Source organism: Zhenhengia yiwuensis (genome assembly GCF_014384995.1).
Lineage (GTDB): Bacteria > Bacillota > Clostridia > Lachnospirales > Cellulosilyticaceae > Zhenhengia > Zhenhengia yiwuensis.
In genome coordinates this window covers 1-17,906 of sequence record NZ_JACRSY010000034.1, presented here as the reverse complement: position 1 = coordinate 17,906, position 17,906 = coordinate 1, and the positions used below count along the sequence as shown (strand labels likewise).

At 34.4% G+C, this 17,906-nt stretch carries 17 protein-coding genes, 2 tRNA genes and 1 rRNA gene; 19 read left to right on the top strand and 1 reads right to left on the bottom strand.

What is annotated here, in order from left to right; genetic code table 11:
• Nucleotides 1–78: 78 nt before the first annotated feature.
• Nucleotides 79–1,359, top strand: a complete 1,281-nt coding sequence (locus H8718_RS15975; protein ID WP_249333704.1) for a glutamate-5-semialdehyde dehydrogenase — start codon at nt 79–81, stop codon at nt 1,357–1,359.
• 56 nt (nt 1,360–1,415) lie between these two features.
• Here H8718_RS15975 and H8718_RS15970 read toward each other — a convergent pair whose 3' ends face one another.
• Entirely contained in the window at nt 1,416–2,174 is a 759-nt protein-coding gene (locus H8718_RS15970; RefSeq protein ID WP_177670928.1) for a DeoR/GlpR family DNA-binding transcription regulator, read from the bottom strand.
• A gap of 134 nt (nt 2,175–2,308) precedes the next feature.
• On the opposite strand from H8718_RS15970, the gene H8718_RS15965 reads away from it, so the two are divergent.
• The 18 genes from H8718_RS15965 to H8718_RS15880 all read left to right on the top strand — a co-directional run.
• A complete protein-coding gene (locus tag H8718_RS15965; protein WP_249333702.1) occupies nt 2,309–3,571 on the top strand; it encodes an MFS transporter in 1,263 nt (420 codons plus the stop codon).
• 11 nt (nt 3,572–3,582) lie between these two features.
• The gene (locus tag H8718_RS15960; protein WP_177670930.1) at nt 3,583–4,422 is read left to right on the top strand and encodes an MBL fold metallo-hydrolase; all 840 of its coding nucleotides are present in this window, start codon (nt 3,583–3,585) and stop codon (nt 4,420–4,422) included.
• A gap of 200 nt (nt 4,423–4,622) precedes the next feature.
• Nucleotides 4,623–5,849 (top strand): putative glycoside hydrolase, encoded by a 1,227-nt coding sequence (locus tag H8718_RS15955; RefSeq protein WP_177670931.1) that lies wholly within the window; start codon nt 4,623–4,625, stop codon nt 5,847–5,849.
• Nucleotides 5,850–5,862: 13 nt separating this feature from the next.
• Nucleotides 5,863–6,282: a hypothetical protein gene (locus tag H8718_RS15950; RefSeq protein ID WP_177670932.1), complete on the top strand. Its 420-nt coding sequence runs from the start codon at nt 5,863–5,865 to the stop codon at nt 6,280–6,282.
• Nucleotides 6,273–7,247: a hypothetical protein gene (locus tag H8718_RS15945; protein ID WP_249333700.1), complete on the top strand. Its 975-nt coding sequence runs from the start codon at nt 6,273–6,275 to the stop codon at nt 7,245–7,247. Before H8718_RS15950 ends, H8718_RS15945 begins: the two co-directional genes overlap by 10 nt.
• A gap of 133 nt (nt 7,248–7,380) precedes the next feature.
• Nucleotides 7,381–8,238: a diadenylate cyclase CdaA gene (gene cdaA, locus H8718_RS15940; protein ID WP_249333698.1), complete on the top strand. Its 858-nt coding sequence runs from the start codon at nt 7,381–7,383 to the stop codon at nt 8,236–8,238.
• The gene (locus H8718_RS15935) at nt 8,231–9,589 is read left to right on the top strand and encodes a CdaR family protein (RefSeq protein ID WP_249333697.1); all 1,359 of its coding nucleotides are present in this window, start codon (nt 8,231–8,233) and stop codon (nt 9,587–9,589) included. Before cdaA ends, H8718_RS15935 begins: the two co-directional genes overlap by 8 nt.
• 109 nt (nt 9,590–9,698) lie before the next feature.
• Entirely contained in the window at nt 9,699–11,048 is a 1,350-nt protein-coding gene (glmM, locus tag H8718_RS15930; protein WP_177670936.1) for a phosphoglucosamine mutase, read from the top strand.
• Between the two features lie 123 nt (nt 11,049–11,171).
• Nucleotides 11,172–12,263: a hypothetical protein gene (locus H8718_RS15925; protein ID WP_249333695.1), complete on the top strand. Its 1,092-nt coding sequence runs from the start codon at nt 11,172–11,174 to the stop codon at nt 12,261–12,263.
• A gap of 296 nt (nt 12,264–12,559) precedes the next feature.
• Complete coding sequence (locus tag H8718_RS15920; RefSeq protein WP_249333693.1) at nt 12,560–12,793, top strand: hypothetical protein; 234 nt, start codon at nt 12,560–12,562, stop codon at nt 12,791–12,793.
• 129 nt (nt 12,794–12,922) lie between these two features.
• On the top strand, nt 12,923–13,828 hold the full coding sequence (locus H8718_RS15915; RefSeq protein WP_177670939.1) for a ribonuclease Z: 906 nt from the start codon (nt 12,923–12,925) through the stop codon (nt 13,826–13,828).
• A 137-nt stretch (nt 13,829–13,965) separates the two neighbouring features.
• Entirely contained in the window at nt 13,966–14,178 is a 213-nt protein-coding gene (locus H8718_RS15910) for a hypothetical protein (RefSeq protein ID WP_249333691.1), read from the top strand.
• Nucleotides 14,179–14,199: 21 nt separating this feature from the next.
• Nucleotides 14,200–15,222: a tRNA (adenosine(37)-N6)-threonylcarbamoyltransferase complex transferase subunit TsaD gene (gene tsaD, locus H8718_RS15905; protein ID WP_177670941.1), complete on the top strand. Its 1,023-nt coding sequence runs from the start codon at nt 14,200–14,202 to the stop codon at nt 15,220–15,222.
• 11 nt (nt 15,223–15,233) lie between these two features.
• The gene (locus tag H8718_RS15900) at nt 15,234–16,301 is read left to right on the top strand and encodes a PIN/TRAM domain-containing protein (protein ID WP_177670942.1); all 1,068 of its coding nucleotides are present in this window, start codon (nt 15,234–15,236) and stop codon (nt 16,299–16,301) included.
• Between the two features lie 17 nt (nt 16,302–16,318).
• The gene (gene ispD, locus H8718_RS15895; RefSeq protein ID WP_249333689.1) at nt 16,319–16,999 is read left to right on the top strand and encodes a 2-C-methyl-D-erythritol 4-phosphate cytidylyltransferase; all 681 of its coding nucleotides are present in this window, start codon (nt 16,319–16,321) and stop codon (nt 16,997–16,999) included.
• 256 nt (nt 17,000–17,255) lie between these two features.
• A tRNA-Ser gene (locus H8718_RS15890) sits at nt 17,256–17,341 on the top strand.
• A 29-nt stretch (nt 17,342–17,370) separates the two neighbouring features.
• Nucleotides 17,371–17,462 (top strand) — tRNA-Ser (locus H8718_RS15885).
• Nucleotides 17,463–17,585: 123 nt separating this feature from the next.
• Nucleotides 17,586–17,906, top strand: a 16S ribosomal RNA gene (locus H8718_RS15880); the annotation flags it as partial.

The following is a 17,906-nucleotide window of genomic DNA, read 5'->3' as shown; positions in this document are numbered from 1 at the left end:
GAAAAGAATTGATCTATTAAAGGGGTATGTATAAAATAGCATTAAATTAATATCGGTATAAAGTAAGGAGTTTAAGTTATGAATATTTATGAAGCAGCGAAAAAAGCAAGAGAAGCCTCTATTATATTACAGGCAGTAGAATCAGATGCTAAAAGAAAAGCATTAGAAAGTATTAAAGAAGCTTTAGCGGCTCATCAAGAAGCAATCTTTAAAGCTAACCAAGTAGACATTGAAGTGAGTGAGGCCCAAAATGTGTCGATGCCAGTACTTAAAAGGTTGCGTTTTGATAAAGCTAAGTTACAAGATGTATTAGATGGTATTGAAAGTTTAGTACATATGGAAGAGCCTGTAGGCAAGGTACAAATGCAAACAGAGCTTGATGAAGGACTTATTCTAACACGTGTATCTTGTCCGATTGGCGTAATTGGTGTTATTTTTGAATCAAGACCAGATGCACTTGTGCAAATTTCAAGCCTTTGCTTAAAGAGTGGTAACGCTGTACTTTTAAAAGGGGGGAGTGAAGCTAAAGAGACAAATAAAGTTTTATTTGAAATTATTAAGAAGGCTTCAGAAGAAGCAGGTATGCCAGAAGGATGGATTACACTTATGGAGACAAGAGAAGAAGTAAGTGAAATCCTTAAAATGAATAAAGAAATTGACCTACTTATCCCAAGGGGTTCAAATGAGTTTGTACAATATATTATGAGAAACTCTGATATTCCAGTTATGGGTCATGCTGATGGTATTTGCCATACTTATGTAGATGAACATGCAGATCTTGATTTAGCTGTAAAGGTAGTAACAGATTCTAAAACACAGTATGTATCTGTATGTAATGCTTTAGAAACTTTACTTGTTCATGAAAAGGTAGCAAATGACTTCCTTCCACGACTTAAAGAATCTCTTGAAAGCAAAGGTGCTACTATTAAAGGATGCGCTAAAACACGTGCTATCATTGAGTGTGAAGAAGCTACAGAAGAAGATTGGCAAACAGAATACCTAGATTATATTTTATCTATTAAAATTGTAAGTAGCTTAGAAGAAGCGATCTGTCATATCAACACTTATGGTTCAGGTCATACAGACTGTATTGTATCAACAGATGAAGAAGCTGTACAAAAGTTTATGATGCTTGTAGATTCAGGAAATGTATTCTGCAATGTCTCTACACGTTTTAGTGATGGATTCAGATATGGATTTGGGGCAGAAGTTGGTGTAAGTACTTCTAAAATCCACGCAAGAGGCTCAGTAGGTATTGAAGGACTTCTTATTTATAAATACAAGCTTTTAGGTCATGGTCATATTGTAGGAGATTATGCATCTGGAGTAAGAAAATTTACACATAAAAAATTAGTTTAAAACTATAAAAAGAAGCAGCTACAAACGAAATGTTTGAGATGCTTCTTTTTATTTCCCTAAGGAAGAGGATAAATAACTTCGCAATTTGCTCTACTGGCTATTTCCATAAGTGAATGAGGAAGGACTTTGTCAGTAATGAGATAATCAATATTCTGATAAGCACTTAAATAAAATTTATAATTCGTATAAATCTTGCTGTTATCACAGAGCATAAGAGAAAGCTTGGCATTTTCAAGCATCTGCTTTTTAACTAAGGCCTGCTGCATACTTGGTTCATAGAACCCTTTTTCATCTAAACCGCTGCAAGAAAGGATACATAAGTCTAAATTAAATTGTTTGATATACTCTAGAGCAGACTCACCTACGATACCACTTGAACCTTCACGGCTATAGCCACCAGTAATAAAGAGCTCGGCTGTTGTATTTTGCATAAGTGCATAAGCTGTTTCGATACCATTTGTAACAATTGTAAGATTTTTGTAGTGAGCTAACATAGGACAGAGCTGCAGCACTGTAGAACTAGAATCTAGAAAAAGAGACATGCCATCTGTTAGAAAGTCTTTGGCTAAATGACAGATAGTAAGTTTTTGTGGTATATGCTCCTTATTGCGGAGTTTAAAATGCTTTTCTTTACTATTCGTCATAAGAAGCCTAACAAAACCTTTTTCTCGTTGTACAAGTCCCATTTCTTCAAGTGTAATTAAATCACGCCTAATTGTAGAATGACTATAGGCAAGTAGATTCGATAAGTCTGCTATGGCTATAGCTTTTTTTTGTTTTAAAATCTCCAAAATATGTTCTTGTCGTGTATTCAATGACCAAATCCCCTTATTACGTTCATAAAAGATGAATTATTTTTCACTATTTTAAGCGTTTTATTAAAAAAAATCAATACAGCGTTCAGCTCTTTAAATTCTAAGATGAGGCTATAAAATAAGGGGGAAGGAGAGTGAATAACTTGCAAATTACAAATCAAAAAATGCTCAGGAAACTTTTTTGGATAAGTTGGATTGCCTATTTCATTTCTTATATAGGAAGATTGAATTATGCAGCTTCTATGATAGAGATTGGACAGAGTGAAGGCTATACAACTATCCAGCTAGGTGCTGTAGTAACAGCTTTATTTATTACCTATGGTATTGGTCAGCTTATAAGTGGTATAATAGGGGATTATTGTTCACCGAGAATTTTAGTAGGTATGGGACTTATAGGGTGTAGTCTTTGTAATGCACTTATGTTTGTATCTAATAGTTATTGGCAGCTTATTATAATATGGGGATTAAATGGCTTTGCTTTATCGCTTATATGGCCACCTATGGTGAAACTTTTTTCAAAGCATATGTCAAAAGATTATTTACATAAAAGCTGCTTTAATATACAAACTTCAGTAGCGCTAGGAACATTTGCTACTTATGTACTGTGTTCAAGCTTACTTATAGTATGGAACTGGCGTACTATTTTCATAGTAACAGCTCTTTTCTTAATGGGAGCCGCAGGAGCTTGGAACAAAGTCATTAGAGAGATAGAGATCTATGCTGATCAGAATGGTGAGGTAGAAGAAGTACCCGATATACGAGAAGAGAAGAAAGAGATAGAGAAAATAAATGAGAAAGCATCTTTCTTGAAGCTTTCTGTAAAATCAGGCTTAATGATTATTTTAATAGCGGTTCTTATTATGGGATTCTTGAAAGATGGAATTATGACTTGGGTACCGCAGTATATAACAGATACTTTTGGAGCAAACAGTTATTTTTCCATATTTCTTACAGCATTCTTACCACTTGTTAATTTATCTGGGATTTATATTATTAAATATATTAACAGCAAGAATAATGGAGATGACCTTAAAACAACAGCTTTATTTTATGGTGTAAGTACAGTGAGTTTATTGCTACTTGTACTTGTAGGTAGAAATAGTATGTACTTATCCGTATTTTTCTTTGCTGTTGTTACTTCATGTATGTTAGGAATCAATACTATTTTAGTCAGTATCTTACCAACTTACTTTATTAAATATAATAAAACTTCCTTTGTTGCAGGTCTTACTAACTGTGTAACTTATTTAGGAAGTGCTTTATGTGGGTATGGGCTTGGTGCATTAGTAGAAGGTTTTGGATGGAATGTAACAAGTATTGTGCTAGTAGGTATTTGTATATTAGGTATTGTGGCAGCAATACTTGCAAGACCGCTATGGCAGAAATTTAAGCAATAAAGGAGAACAAAATGAAAATTAAATACTTAGGAACGGCAGCTTACGAAGGTTTCCCAGGATTATTTTGTGAATGTGAGGCTTGTCAAAAAGCAAATGCAGAGGGTGGAAAGAATATTCGTTTACGTGCAAGTATGACGATTAACGAAGATACACTAATAGATTTTGGACCAGACATCTATATGCAGAAACTTAGATACAACTTGAATCTAGCTAATATAAGACACTTTATTATGACACATTCTCACTCAGATCACTTTAACCCGTTTGATTTGATGGCACGGAGTGAAGGTAACTACTCACATTTTCAGGGCGAGAATAAAGGTTCTAAAGTCAATGTATATGGAAATGAAAAAGTAAAAGAGTTTTTTGACTTTGCTGTAAAAGTTGAATTTGGTGGTCATCAAGACTTTATGAATTATATAGAAGTTGTACCTTTTAAAACTTATGAGGTAGGAAAACTTAAAGTGACACCACTTCTTGCACAACATCAGCCAGATGAAAAGTCGCTTATTTATCTTATTGAAGAAGAGAGAAGAACTTTATTATATGCTAATGATACAGGGATTTTTCCAGAAGCTACATATGAATATCTTCAAAATGTAAAATTAGATGTAGTAAGCTTAGATTGCACACATGGTGCACGTTATGCAGGAGGTTCGGGGCATCTTGGTCTTGAAACATGTGTGCAAACAAAAGAACGTTTACTTAATATGGGTAGTGCGTGCGAAGAGACAACTTTTATTATCACGCATTTCTCACATAATGGTGGTTTATGCCATGAAGATTTAGAAAAGGTTGCTATACCACATGGTTTTGTCGTAGCATACGATGGAATGGAAATGAAAATTTAATAAGTGTTAAGGGCTATTGTTCAAATCTAAAAAGATTGAGCAATAGCCTTTTTTTTGATAGATAAGAGGCTAGTATCGTATAAAAACTACAGAATTGGCAATAATTCACAAATAAACATTTAAATTGTGTAAAAAAAGTTAATCGTCACTCAAATTAAAATATGTTATAATTTATTATGAGGTAAAGGAGCGTTGTACTAGTGAAAAAATATAAGGTCAAACCCTATCAAAGTTATTATCATTATAAACGTCAGAAGATGATGAATAAAAGAATTCTTTGCGCTGTTGTATTACTGGGCCTAGTTTTTGCTGTACTTATTAGGACACATAAAATAGAAATTCAAGATATGAATAAACTATTTAACAGTTCTAAAGTAGCCGTATTAGAAGAAAGTACACCTGTTTATTTAGAGCAAGATTCAGTTCAATATGATGTACATATGACGCCAACTAGTGTTAAAGGAGTTTACTTACCTGCCACTTATATGTCACAGTTAGATACATTAATTGAACTTGCAAAAGAGACAGAAGTTAATGCAATTGTTATAGATATTAAAGATGATAATGGATACCTCACTTTTAAATCAGATAATCCTGCTTTAGTGGGGGCTGTCAAAGATAAACCTCTTATCTCGGATATTGAAAAAGTTATGAATAAGCTTTATAAGGCTGGGATCTATCCTATTGCGCGTATTGTAAGCTTTAAGGATAATGTAAGGACAAAATCTAATCCTGAAAAGGCTGTAAGATGGCAAGATGGTACACCTTTTGCTACCAGTAAGGGGGAGAGGTGGCTTAATCCTTATGATAAGGATAACTGGGATTATCTCTTGGAAATTAGTAAGGAAGCTATTAATTTAGGCTTTAAAGAAATACAATTTGATTATATTAGATTCCATGAATCTATGGAGGGGAAAAACTTAGATTTTCCGGATAATAAGTCAAAAATTGATATTATAACAGAATTTACTCAGTACATGTATGAGCATCTACATTCATATGGTGTAGTAGTATCAGCAGATGTGTTTGGAACAATTATTACAAGTAAAGTAGATGCAAAAATTGTTGGACAGGATTATGCTGAGTTATCTAAGCATTTAGACTATATTTGTCCAATGATTTATCCATCCCATTATGGAGAAGGTTCTTTTGGCATTACTTATCCTGATCTGTATCCATATGAACTTATACTAGAAGTAATGCAGTATTCAAATGCCGTTATAAGAGATATACCTAGAAGTGAGAGAAGAGCTAAGGTAAGGCCTTGGCTACAGGACTTCACAGCATCTTGGCTTGGCACTTATCAGCAATATGAGGCAGAACAAGTTAGAGCACAGATTTTAGCAACCTATGATGCACTTGGTAAAGAGTGGTTACTATGGAATGGGGCAGGAAAGTACCATAGTGATGCTTTAGAAGAAGAATAGGGGGTGAGGGTATATGGATGAGAAAAAAATTATTTTAATGTCAAAGCTAGCAATAGAAGAGAAAACATATTTAAAGAACGATGAAAAGATTACAAGTTACTATCCGGAAGACTACGTCTATATGAATAATTTTAAAACACGGTGTTTAGTAGTGCTTTTAGTAGGTATAGGATGTATAGGACATATTTTTATGCGTATCCGGTTAGGTTTAACATTTCCCACTACAGTACAGGAAGTTTTTTCGGATTATATTATACCTTATGGAGGAACAGTAATATTAGTAGCATGGATTTATACTATTTTATCAACATGCGTTTATAAAAAGCGTTACACACAGGCCAATAAACGTATAAGTAACTACAGAAAAACATTAAGAGAATTAGAAGAGTATGAAGTAGATAAAAGCAAGGGGGGGAATGGCGTATGCAACTAGATGAAAGAATATTGATTATAAGAGATAAAGTGCTGCAGTTCTATAAAATATATGAGAAGATTTGGATAGGAATGGCCAAGTTTCTAAGTATGCTTCTAGTGATGGTAGCCATTACTAGGACCATTGGCTACGCTCCCACACTTACAAGGTCGTACATAATAGCTGCTTTAGCACTAGTAAGTACCATGCTCCCTGCACAATATATAATGTTGGAGATACTAGGAGTTAGTGTTATTCACTTACTACACTTTAATTGGATTATAGGGGGAGTAGTACTTGTTATTTTTATCAGTTTATATATTTTATTCATTAGGCTATATCCAAAGGAAAGCTTGCTCATTGTTTTAACCATGCTAGCTATGAAGGTTGAATTATTATGTATGCTCCCTATTGTAGCAGGTTTGTTTGGAGGACTTGGCGCAATCCTTGCGATATTAATTGGGATAGTAGGACATTTTTCTTTTACATCTTTAGAGATGATGCTCCAAAGTTTATTAAAAACTGAAGATCTAGTTGTATGGATTCAAGAAAATTTAAATCTTTATATAACCCAGATTTTTTATAATAAAGAATTATTAGCAATGTTAAGTATATGCCTAATAGTATTTTGTGTTGTATACATTATTAGAAAACAGGTCATAGACTATGCACCTTATTTAGCAGTAGTTATTGGTGGAGTTATGAATATATTAGGTTTTATACTAGCGGAGCTTTTCCTAGATATTTCAATGAATACATTTTTATTAGTATTTATGACTATAATAAGTGTAGTGATTGCACTGGGTATTCAATTTGTATCAAGACCAGCAGATTATTCAAGAAGTGAGTCTATACGGTTTGAAGATGAGGATAATTATTATATGGTGAAGGTTATACCGAAAATGCAGGTAAGGAAAAGTGTAACGAAAGTACAGAAGGTATATATTCCGCCTAATAGAACTGAAGAAATAAATATGGAAGAATAAAGAGACACTTGTTGTCTCTTTTCTTCTATCCTAGCAAAAAGGCAACTATAATTTTTTTATACAAGTAACGGCTGTAATTTGAATATAATCATGATATAATAAAAACAAAATATGTAAAAAGGGGTTGCACTACTTGGATGTTATAGGAGAAGCGTTAGACAAGATTGGCTATCTTAGTATTCCTCGCATTGGTATAAGGGATATTATTGATATATTAGTCGTGGCATTTTTCTTTTACAAAGTGTTAATGTGGATTAAGGATACAAGAACATGGGCACTTTTGAAAGGTGTTGTGATTATTATTGTCATTGCAGTAGTTGCCTTTGTTTTTCAACTGCATACAGTATTATGGATTATTTCAAATGCTATTACACTAGGAGCAATAGCAGTCCTTGTTCTATTCCAACCAGAACTTCGAAGAGCCTTAGAGCAGATTGGTAGGGGAAACTTTTTAGGATCTATCTTATCAACAGAAGAAGTCAATAGACAAGGTTTATCTGAAGAAACCGTAGATGCTATCGTAAAGGCTTGTATGCAGATGGCAAAGGTAAAAACAGGAGCATTAATTGTTATTGAGCAAGAAACAAAATTAGGAGATGTAGAAAGAACGGGTATACCTATTGATGCAGTTGCTTCTAGTCAATTGCTTATTAATATATTTGAGAAGAATACACCACTTCATGATGGAGCAGTTATTATCAGTAACAATAGAGTTACAGCAGCAACTTGCTTCTTACCACTTAGTGATAGTTTAGAAATCAGTAAGGACTTAGGGACAAGACACCGTGCGGCTATTGGTGTATCAGAAGTTACAGATGCAAGAGTAGTTGTTGTATCTGAAGAGACAGGCAATATTTCTTATGTAAAGAATGGTAAAATTAAAAGAGGTCTAGGAGCAGACGAACTTAGACGTATTTTAAGTACACATAAAAAACGTAAGAAACATGATATTAAAATGGTCCTATGGAAAGGAAAACAAAAAAATGAATAGATTTTTTTCAAATAATGTAGCATGGAAAATCATTTCTCTTTTGTTAGCAACCTTACTATGGTTCTTTGTGATAAACTATCAAAATCCTGAGCTCACACAAGAAATTAAGCATAATGTTACCATTCGTGGTATTAATGAATTAGAAGCTAAAGGTTATGTATTGGAAAATGAAGAGCAACTAAGGAATATGCAAGTAAGAATTTTACTTAAAGGCCCGAGGTTAGAAATGGAAAGGTTAAAAAGTGATAATGTCCAGATCGATGTTAGGCTAGACCTTACACAATACGCTAATTTATTGACTGAGGAGGATGCAGTTTCAATAGAAAAGCCTATTCAAATTACAGCGCATACCAATATTGAAGGGATTATAGTAGAAGATATACGTCCTAAAACAGTAGGAGTAGTTTTTGAAAGAGAAGAGCAGGCTACAAGAAATATTCATTACACTATTCAAAATGAAAGTAATAGTGAGTATGCTGCACTTGACCCAATTTTAAAACCTACCACAGTAGAAATTAGTGGACCAAAGAGTAGTGTAGAGAAAGTAGAAACTGCACAAATTAATATTAATGTAGATAATTTCTCAGAAGATGTACTAAGCTATACAGTACCTATTATACTTTTAGATGAGCAAGGAGAAGAAGTAATAGGGGTTAAGAAGGTTCCTGAATATGTAGAGGTTACTTTACCAATTGGTAAGAAGAAACGTGTTCCATTAGAGCCTCAATTTAAAGGAACATTACCACCAGGTTACATTAAAGCGAATACACTTGTAAGTCCACAAGAGATTACTATTGTAGGTAAGGCTGCTATTGTGGATACTATTCAATCTATCAAACTTGAGAAAATTGCATTAGATAATGTTATTCAAAGTAATAATTTTAGGACAGATTTCATTTTGCCAGAGGGTATTGAATATATTGATAATATTGAGCCTAAAGCTACTGTAACCTTAGAAATTCAGAAAGAAACAGATTATAACTATCAGGTTCCAGTAAGTGAATTAAATCTACAAGTTATAGGATTACCAGAAGGTTATACTTATGAAGTAATAGATGAAACTGTAAGTATTGTATTGGCAAGTACAGCAGAAAAATTACTTGCATTTAAACCAAGTCAAATACAAGTAACGGCAGATTTTTCTTCAATGCAAGATATTATAGCAGGGGAATACCGTATACCATTACAAATTGTAGTACCCGATGAATTTAAGGTAGTCAATGTACCTGTATATATGAATATTCTCGTCAATGCACCAGTTGACGAGGTGCCAGTAGAACCTGAAGTGCCTGTAGAAGGTGAGGAAGATACAATGGTAGATACACAAGACCAACCTATAGTTGAAGAATAAAAATATAAAGGCTACCATTTTATGGTAGCCTTTTGTGAAGTAAGACCTGCATTAAATTCTTATGTATGTCGTACACTGATAATATATCAAAGAAAGCGAGACGAATTTTATGGGAAAATTATTTGGGACAGATGGCGTACGTGGTGTCGCTAATAGTGAGTTAACTGGTCAATTAGCTTTCCATTTAGGGCAAGCTGGAGCATATGTACTTACTAAGGAAACAAAGAAGCAACCTAAAATTTTAGTAGCAAGAGATACAAGAATATCAGGAACCATGTTAGAATCTGCATTAGTTGCAGGCATTTGTTCAGTAGGTGCTAAGGCTATTTGTATAGGTGTTATTCCAACACCAGCAGTAGCTTATCTTACTAAGGAATTAGGAATGGATGCAGGTGTTATGATTTCTGCTTCTCATAATCCTTTAGAGTTTAATGGTATTAAGTTTTTTAATGCGGAAGGATACAAATTGAGAGATGAATTAGAAGAGGAAATAGAAAATCTCATTGTATCTAGGCCGGATAGTATTCCGCTCCCTATAGGTGAAGAAATAGGAACATGGCAAAACGATCATAGTGTAATAGAAAGTTATATTAATTTTGTATGTGATACCATTCCAGGAGACCTAAAAGGTATTAAAGTACTTGTGGACTGTGCAAATGGGGCAGCATCTGAGGTGGCACCTCTTGCATTAAGACAGTTAGGTGCTGAGGTAGAGGTTATTCATAATAAGCCAAATGGTGTTAATATTAATAAACTATGTGGTTCTACACATATGGAAGACTTAAGTAGACAGGTAGTAGGAAGAGGTATGGAAGTTGGGATTGCCTTTGATGGTGATGCAGATAGATGCTTAGCAGTAGATGAAGCTGGGCAGCTGATTGATGGGGACCAAATTATGAGTATTATTGGTTCAGATATGAAAAGAGATGGCAGACTCAAAAAAGATACTATTGTAGCTACGGTTATGAGCAACATAGGTTTGAGTATTATGAGTAAGAAAGAAGATATCCATCTTGTGCATACGCGTGTAGGAGATAGATATGTATTAGAGAATATGGTTAAGCATGGTTATAACTTAGGTGGTGAGCAGTCAGGTCATGTTATTTTCTTAGATTATAATACAACGGGTGATGGGCTTATTACCGCTATTCAGCTACTTTATGTTATGAAGAAAACAGGAAAGAAATTAGGTGAACTAAAACAAATTATGGATGTATACCCACAGGTTTTAGTCAATGCACATGTTAAAAATGAAAATAAACATGCTTATTTAGAGGATTTAGAGATTCAAGAAGAAATTAATAAGCTGGAAGCTCAGTTTAAAGATGAAGGACGGATCTTAATTAGACCATCTGGAACAGAGCCTTTAGTACGTGTGATGATAGAAGGAAAAGATAAAAAAGTTATGGAAGCGGCGGCTAAAGAGCTTGCAAAACTTATTGAGAAGAGATTAAGCTGATTGATGCAAAAAGACCTACTGATAAGAGGTCTTTTTTTATACAAATTTATTGAATTTCTATTTATTAATATTCTAATAATATGTTAATATTAAAGAAGATAGTTTGTATAAGTCGGTGAGTATATGAGAAAAAAGATAGTACATATCATAATAGGTATATTATTATTAGGAATAGGGATAAGTTTAATAAAAGAATACCGTATAAAAGAAGCTATGCAACTCACACAAGAAGATATATTAGAGGACCATTTTTATGATCAATATGAATGGATTAGTGATAGATTTGTAAGAAATAGCTTTACGAATGAAGAACAGGGGGTGCAAGATGAAGAAAGTATTTTTGCAAGCCTTAATTTGTTATATATGGAATATTTATTAAACGATAATAATCGCATTGGTTTTGAAAAGGTTGTACGTTTTATGCAGGAAAATCTATTAACTGAAGAAGGATTAGTAGGTTTTGGGGCTCATAAAGATTTGGATTTAGGTACGATGGAAGTGATAGAGAAGACTTCTCTAGCAGATAATCTTAAATTTTATAAGTTACTTACTAAGGCTTATTTGGCATGGGGAGAACCTTATTATAGTGATTTAGCAGAGAAAATAGCAGAGAAAATTCAGCCGTATAATATAAAGAATGGTAAATTTGATTTACGTCATGAAGGTGAAGCAGAACATGGAGAGATTGAGCTTTATGAGTTAGATTTAAAAGGACTTGCTTTATTGGCAGAGGATCAGATGCTTCAGAAAGATATTTATAAACAAAGTAAAAAGATACTAAAAAATGCTTATATACATAATGAACTTCCTCTTTATTACAGTAGCTATGATTATATAAATAAAGTTTATATAGAAACAGAAAGAATAGATACATTAGAGAGCTTACTTATTGTGAAAGAGCTAGCAGAGAATAATGGATTAAAAAAAGATACAGTTAAATGGCTTAAGAATCAGCTTAAATCAGGTGGTATTTATGAGCAATATAATACGCATACAGGTATTGTAACAAGCCATGAAGAGCGTATTTCTATTTATGCTGTTGTAGCACAAATAGGTAAGGTGGAAGGAGATATTGAGCTGTATACATTAGCTATGGAAAAAATGTTAAAATTTCAAGTAAAAGATTCTAAAAGTGAGTTTTACGGTAGCTTTATAAATAAAGAAACAGGTAAGGCAGATTGTTATGAAAACTTACAAGCTTTGCTTGCTTTTTAAAGTGATAAAAAATAAGCGATAGGGACACTATCGCTTTTGGAAATAGATATTTAGGGTTTTAATATTTATACAATTAATGTTGGGGTTTTGAGATAATGTTCAATGGGGAGGAATCAACAATTATCTCAAGCATAGTTTAAACCGATTGAACCGAAGTTATACAACAAAATAAATAAATTAAAAATAAAAGAGGCTGTAAATATTACCTATATACTTAATGGGGGGAAGGGGTATATAATAAGATTAGAGATAATGCTTGAAATAACAGCCGTATGAAGCGGTAGGGGGTGCCGGAAGTGCAAGGTGAAGTGAAGTGCAATTGTTGTGGACAGCCTATTAAAAAGATAGATGGGCGAAACTATGAGGATTATTTACATGTAAAAAAGACATGGAGTTACTTTTCCTCAAAGGACCTTACAAAGCATTCATTTAACATATGTGAAGCATGTTATGATAAATGGATTAAGGATTTTGCCATACCAGTTGATGAGGCACCAGTAATTGAAATCTTTAATTGTGAAGATGAATAAATTTAAAGACGTATGAGATAGACTATTTCATACGTCTTTTTTTATAAAATGCTCAAATATAGGCACAAAGTTGTAACACTTGTCATAAAAGGATATAATACTATTATAAGTACAGAAAGGATGTATAGAATGTTAGATATTTGTTTATTAGGAACAGGAGGCATGCTTCCATTGCCGGAAAGATTTTTGACAGCAATGCTTGCAAGGTATAATGGAAGAAAGCTACTTATAGATTGTGGTGAAGGTACTCAAGTTACCATGAAACTTTTAGGATGGGGATACAAAACACTAGATGTACTTTGTTTTACTCACTATCATGGAGATCATGTTACGGGACTTCCAGGCTTACTTTTAACTTTAGGAAATGCAGGAAGGCAGGAACCTTTAACTATTATAGGACCACCGGGATTGAAGAAAATTGTAGATGGATTAACTGTTGTATGTCGTGATATCACTTTTGATCTTAATCTTATTGAGCTTCCTTATGAAAAACAAGAGTTAGTAGTAGGCGAATTCCATATTTCCGTACTACCTGTTCCGCATAAAGTACCGTGTTTTGCTTATACCATAGAAGGCAAGAGACAACCTAAGTTTGTAGTAGATAAAGCAAAAGAGAATAAAGTTCCACAAAAATACTGGAAAATGCTTCAGTTAGGGAATGAAGTTGCTGAAGATGGTAAAGTTTATACACCGGATATGGTATTAGGTGAAGCTAGAAAAGGAATTAAGGTATCATACTGCACAGATTGTAGACCTATAGATGCTTTAACAACTTTTGTACAAGATGCAGACCTTTTCATATGTGAAGGTATGTATATTGAAGACGAATTAGAACAAGTGAAAAAGTATAAGCATATGTTAGCGAGTGAAGCCGCACGTGTAGCAAAAGCTGGAAATGTAAAAGAATTATGGCTTACGCACTTCAGCCCAGCAGTGCCAAATTCTAAAATAGATATTACGAATATAAAAGAAATCTTTGCAAATACCATAGCAGGTAAAGATCGCATGACAAAGACTATAGGTTTTGAAGAGTAAGAGTTATTGAAGATATTATGGTAATGCAATATGATCAGGGGGTTACGCCAGAAGTTATAGAACAGACGTTAAAGGCATTGGAGATGCTTTATGGTGAAGAGGCATTAGGGTGTAACACTTATCGTAGCTAGTTAGAGTTGATAGAAGAAATTAGGATTAATAAAGAAGCAGATGTATACCTAGTAGGAAATACAATAGACGCTCTTACATTTCCCACCTTAGAGAAAGCGTCTATAGAAGTTACACATGAAATGACTAAAGAAATAGAAAAAAGGCAATATACATTAATTAAGCAAGATGGACTATGGAAGGTTCATAGCTATAAGGAACTTGCTAAAAGTGAAAGATAAGAAAGCGTTGGAGGAGTAAAGATGAAAGAAACAAAAATACTCGCTATTGAGACATCTTGCGATGAGACAGCAGCGGCTGTTGTTGTAAATGGTAGAGATGTACGTTCAAATATTATAGCAACACAAATTGACTTGCATACTAAGTACGGTGGTGTTGTACCTGAAATTGCGTCAAGGATGCATGTGGAGAAAATCAACTATGTTATTAATGAGGCACTTGAGAAAGCAGAAATGACTTTAGATGATATTGATGCTATTGGTGTAACATATGGGCCAGGGTTAGTAGGTGCATTATTAGTAGGTGTTGTAGCAGCAAAAGCACTTGCATTTACTAAGAATATTCCTTTAGTTGGTGTCCATCATATAGAAGGACACATTGCAGCTAACTATATTCAGCATCCTGAACTTGAGCCTCCATTTTTATGTCTTGTAGTATCAGGTGGACATACACACCTGGTTAAAGTTAAAGACTATAATGAATATGAAATTATGGGTAAAACAAGAGATGATGCAGCAGGAGAAGCTTATGATAAGGTAGCAAGAGCCATAGGTCTTGCTTATCCGGGTGGACCAAAGATTGATGCTCTAAGTAAGGAAGGTAATAAAGAGGCTATTAAATTCCCTAAAGCTATGATTAGTGATGGATATGATTTCAGCTTTAGTGGACTTAAATCAGCAGTACTTAATTATGTTAATAGTGCCAAAATGAAAGATGAGCCTATTAATGTAGCAGACATTGCAGCAAGTTTTCAGCATACAGTAGTAGAAGTACTTGTTACGAAAACAATGGCACTTGCAAAAGCAGAAGGAATTACTAAAATTGCTTTAGCAGGTGGAGTTGCAGCTAATAGTGGTTTATGCGAAGGAATGAGTGAAGCATGTAAAAAACATGGATTCACACTTTACCATCCAAGTAAGATTTTATGTACAGATAATGCAGCCATGATTGGTTCAGCTGCATATTATGAATATTTAAGGGGATCAAGAGCAGACATGACATTAAATGCTGTACCTAATTTGGCAATTGGGCAAAAAGCATACTAAGGGGGAACATAATGCAAAAGATTATAAGGTTTTTAGCCTCGGGGATTATTGCAGGTATTGCTGCTGTTACAGTTATAGACTTAGAAGAAAAGCAGATTATTCCGCCAGACCTTGGAAGTACATTAGAAGGATTATTTAAGTTTCTCTATGAATATAAAGAACTTATTGTGTTTGCAGTAGTTTTTGGTCTTATGTTTATAACATTTGGTGCACTTATAGCAAAAATATTAGCACCAAAAGTAGAGAGAGCACTTATTAAACATTCTATGCAAGAAACACTTATGTATATTATTGGACTCGCTATAGGTTTAGGAATGGCAAACCTGCTTGGAGCACCTCTATTAAGTGGAAAATCAGGAATCATCAACGTACTATGGGGAATTTTCTTATATCTTGGGTTAGGCTATATAGGGGTATATATTGTTCATATAAAGAAAGAAGAGATGAAGGGATGGTTTACAAAGAAAGATTCAAATACTTTAGTAAGCGCACCTAAGATTCTTGATACAAGTGTTATTATAGATGGACGTATTTTAGATATTATCAAAACGCATTTTTTAGAGGGGAAGATTATTATTCCAACTTTTGTACTAGATGAACTACGCCATATTGCAGATTCCTCAGATAAACTAAAACGTAATAGAGGACGAAGAGGATTAGATATTCTTAATGAGATTCAAAACCTAAAGAATGCCCCTATAGAAGTTATGGAGATAGATTATAAAAATATTAAAGAAGTAGATGTGAAGCTTTTAAAATTGGCAGATCAGATTCAGGGTGTAGTGGTAACGAATGATTTTAATCTTAATAAAGTAGCGCAGTTACAAAAAGTAGTTGTACTTAATATTAATGATTTGGGGAATGCTGTGAAACCTGTAGTACTTCCTAATGAAGAAATGGTTGTTACGATTGTAAAGGAAGGTAAAGAGCAGGAACAAGGTATTGCTTATTTAAATGATGGGACAATGATTGTTATAGAAGGTGGCAAAAAAGCTGTAGGTGAAACTAAGACGGTACTTGTTACAAGTGTGCTTCAAACTTCTGCAGGGCGCATGATTTTTGCTAAAATCATTAAGTAGGTAAAAGGAGTTAAGGAATGAAATATATATCAGCTATTGTTGTTGCGGGTGGTAGTGGTTCACGGATGGGAACGAGTACTAAAAAGCAATATTTAAAAATTAAAGATAAAGAGATTCTTGTCTATACAGTAGAATGTTTTCAAAATATGCCAGAGATACAAGAGATTGTTGTTGTAACAGGTAAGGAAGATATAACTTATGTAGAAAAACTTTTAAAAGATACTTATAAGCTTAATAAAGTAAGTTATATTGTAGCAGGTGGAAAAGAAAGACAAGACTCTGTCTATAACGGTATACAGGCAGCTGATGAAAAGTCAGACTACCTTGTTATCCATGATGGAGCGAGACCACTGATTACCAAAGAGGTTGTGAGGGCAGGGCTAGATATGGCTTATGCTCACAGAGCAAGTATTATTGCTGTACCTGTAAAAGACACTATTAAGCTTGTAAGTAAAGACGGTAAGGTGGAAGATACACCAGATAGAAGTTCTTTATGGTCTGTTCAGACACCACAGATTTTTGAGAAAGAACTCATTATCCATGCACATGAATATGCCAAAGAGCATGGATTAAGTGTAACAGATGATAGTATGCTTGTAGAAGCGATTGGTGTACCTGTATATATTGTAGAAGGTGAGTATACCAATATTAAAATAACAACCCCAGAAGACCTTATTATCGCTGAGAAAATGCTTTAATAAAGATGTTGTCATACGTCAATATAAGGGGAAGCACCTAAAGAAAAGAAAAAAACGAAAAAAGTTTTAAAAACATGTTGACGTATGACAAATGTCATGTTATATTAATTAAGCAGTCGGGGCGCAGCAAATGCCACGGGGCAAGCAAGAGTAATAAGAACTGAAAAAAAGTAAAAAATAACTCTTGACAAATACTAGAACAGTTGATAAAATGTTCTAGTGTCGAGTCGAAAAAGACTGACAAGCTAAATAATATGGAGAGGTGTCCGAGTGGTTTAAGGAGCTGGTCTTGAAAACCAGTGACTCCGAAAGGGGCCGTGGGTTCGAATCCCACCTTCTCCGTTTTATCCCATTAATATGGAAACCACTATGGAGAAGTACCCAAGTGGTTGAAGGGGCTCCCCTGGAAAGGGAGTAGGTCGTTAATAGCGGCGCGAGGGTTCAAATCCCTCCTTCTCCGCCATTTTAATAGGATGATTGAACTTTGAAAATAAAATAGTAACCATTAAACCAGTCGATTCATAAAGTCACATTATGTGACAAGTCAGTACTACTTAACAGTACAAAATGTCAAGAGACAAACTTTTTTATTGAGAGTTTGATCCTGGCTCAGGATGAACGCTGGCGGCGTGCTTAACACATGCAAGTCGAACGGACGGATTGGAGCTTGCTCCATGAAGTTAGTGGCGGACGGGTGAGTAACGCGTGGGTAACCTGCCCTATGCAGGGGGATAACGTTTGGAAACGAACGCTAATACCGCATAACCTAGTTGGTTCGCATGAACCGACTAGCAAAGATTTTATCGGCATAGGATGGACCCGCGTTGGATTAGCTAGTTGGTGAGATAACAGCCCACCAAGGCAACGATCCATAGCCGGCCTGAGAGGGTGAACGGCCACACTGGGA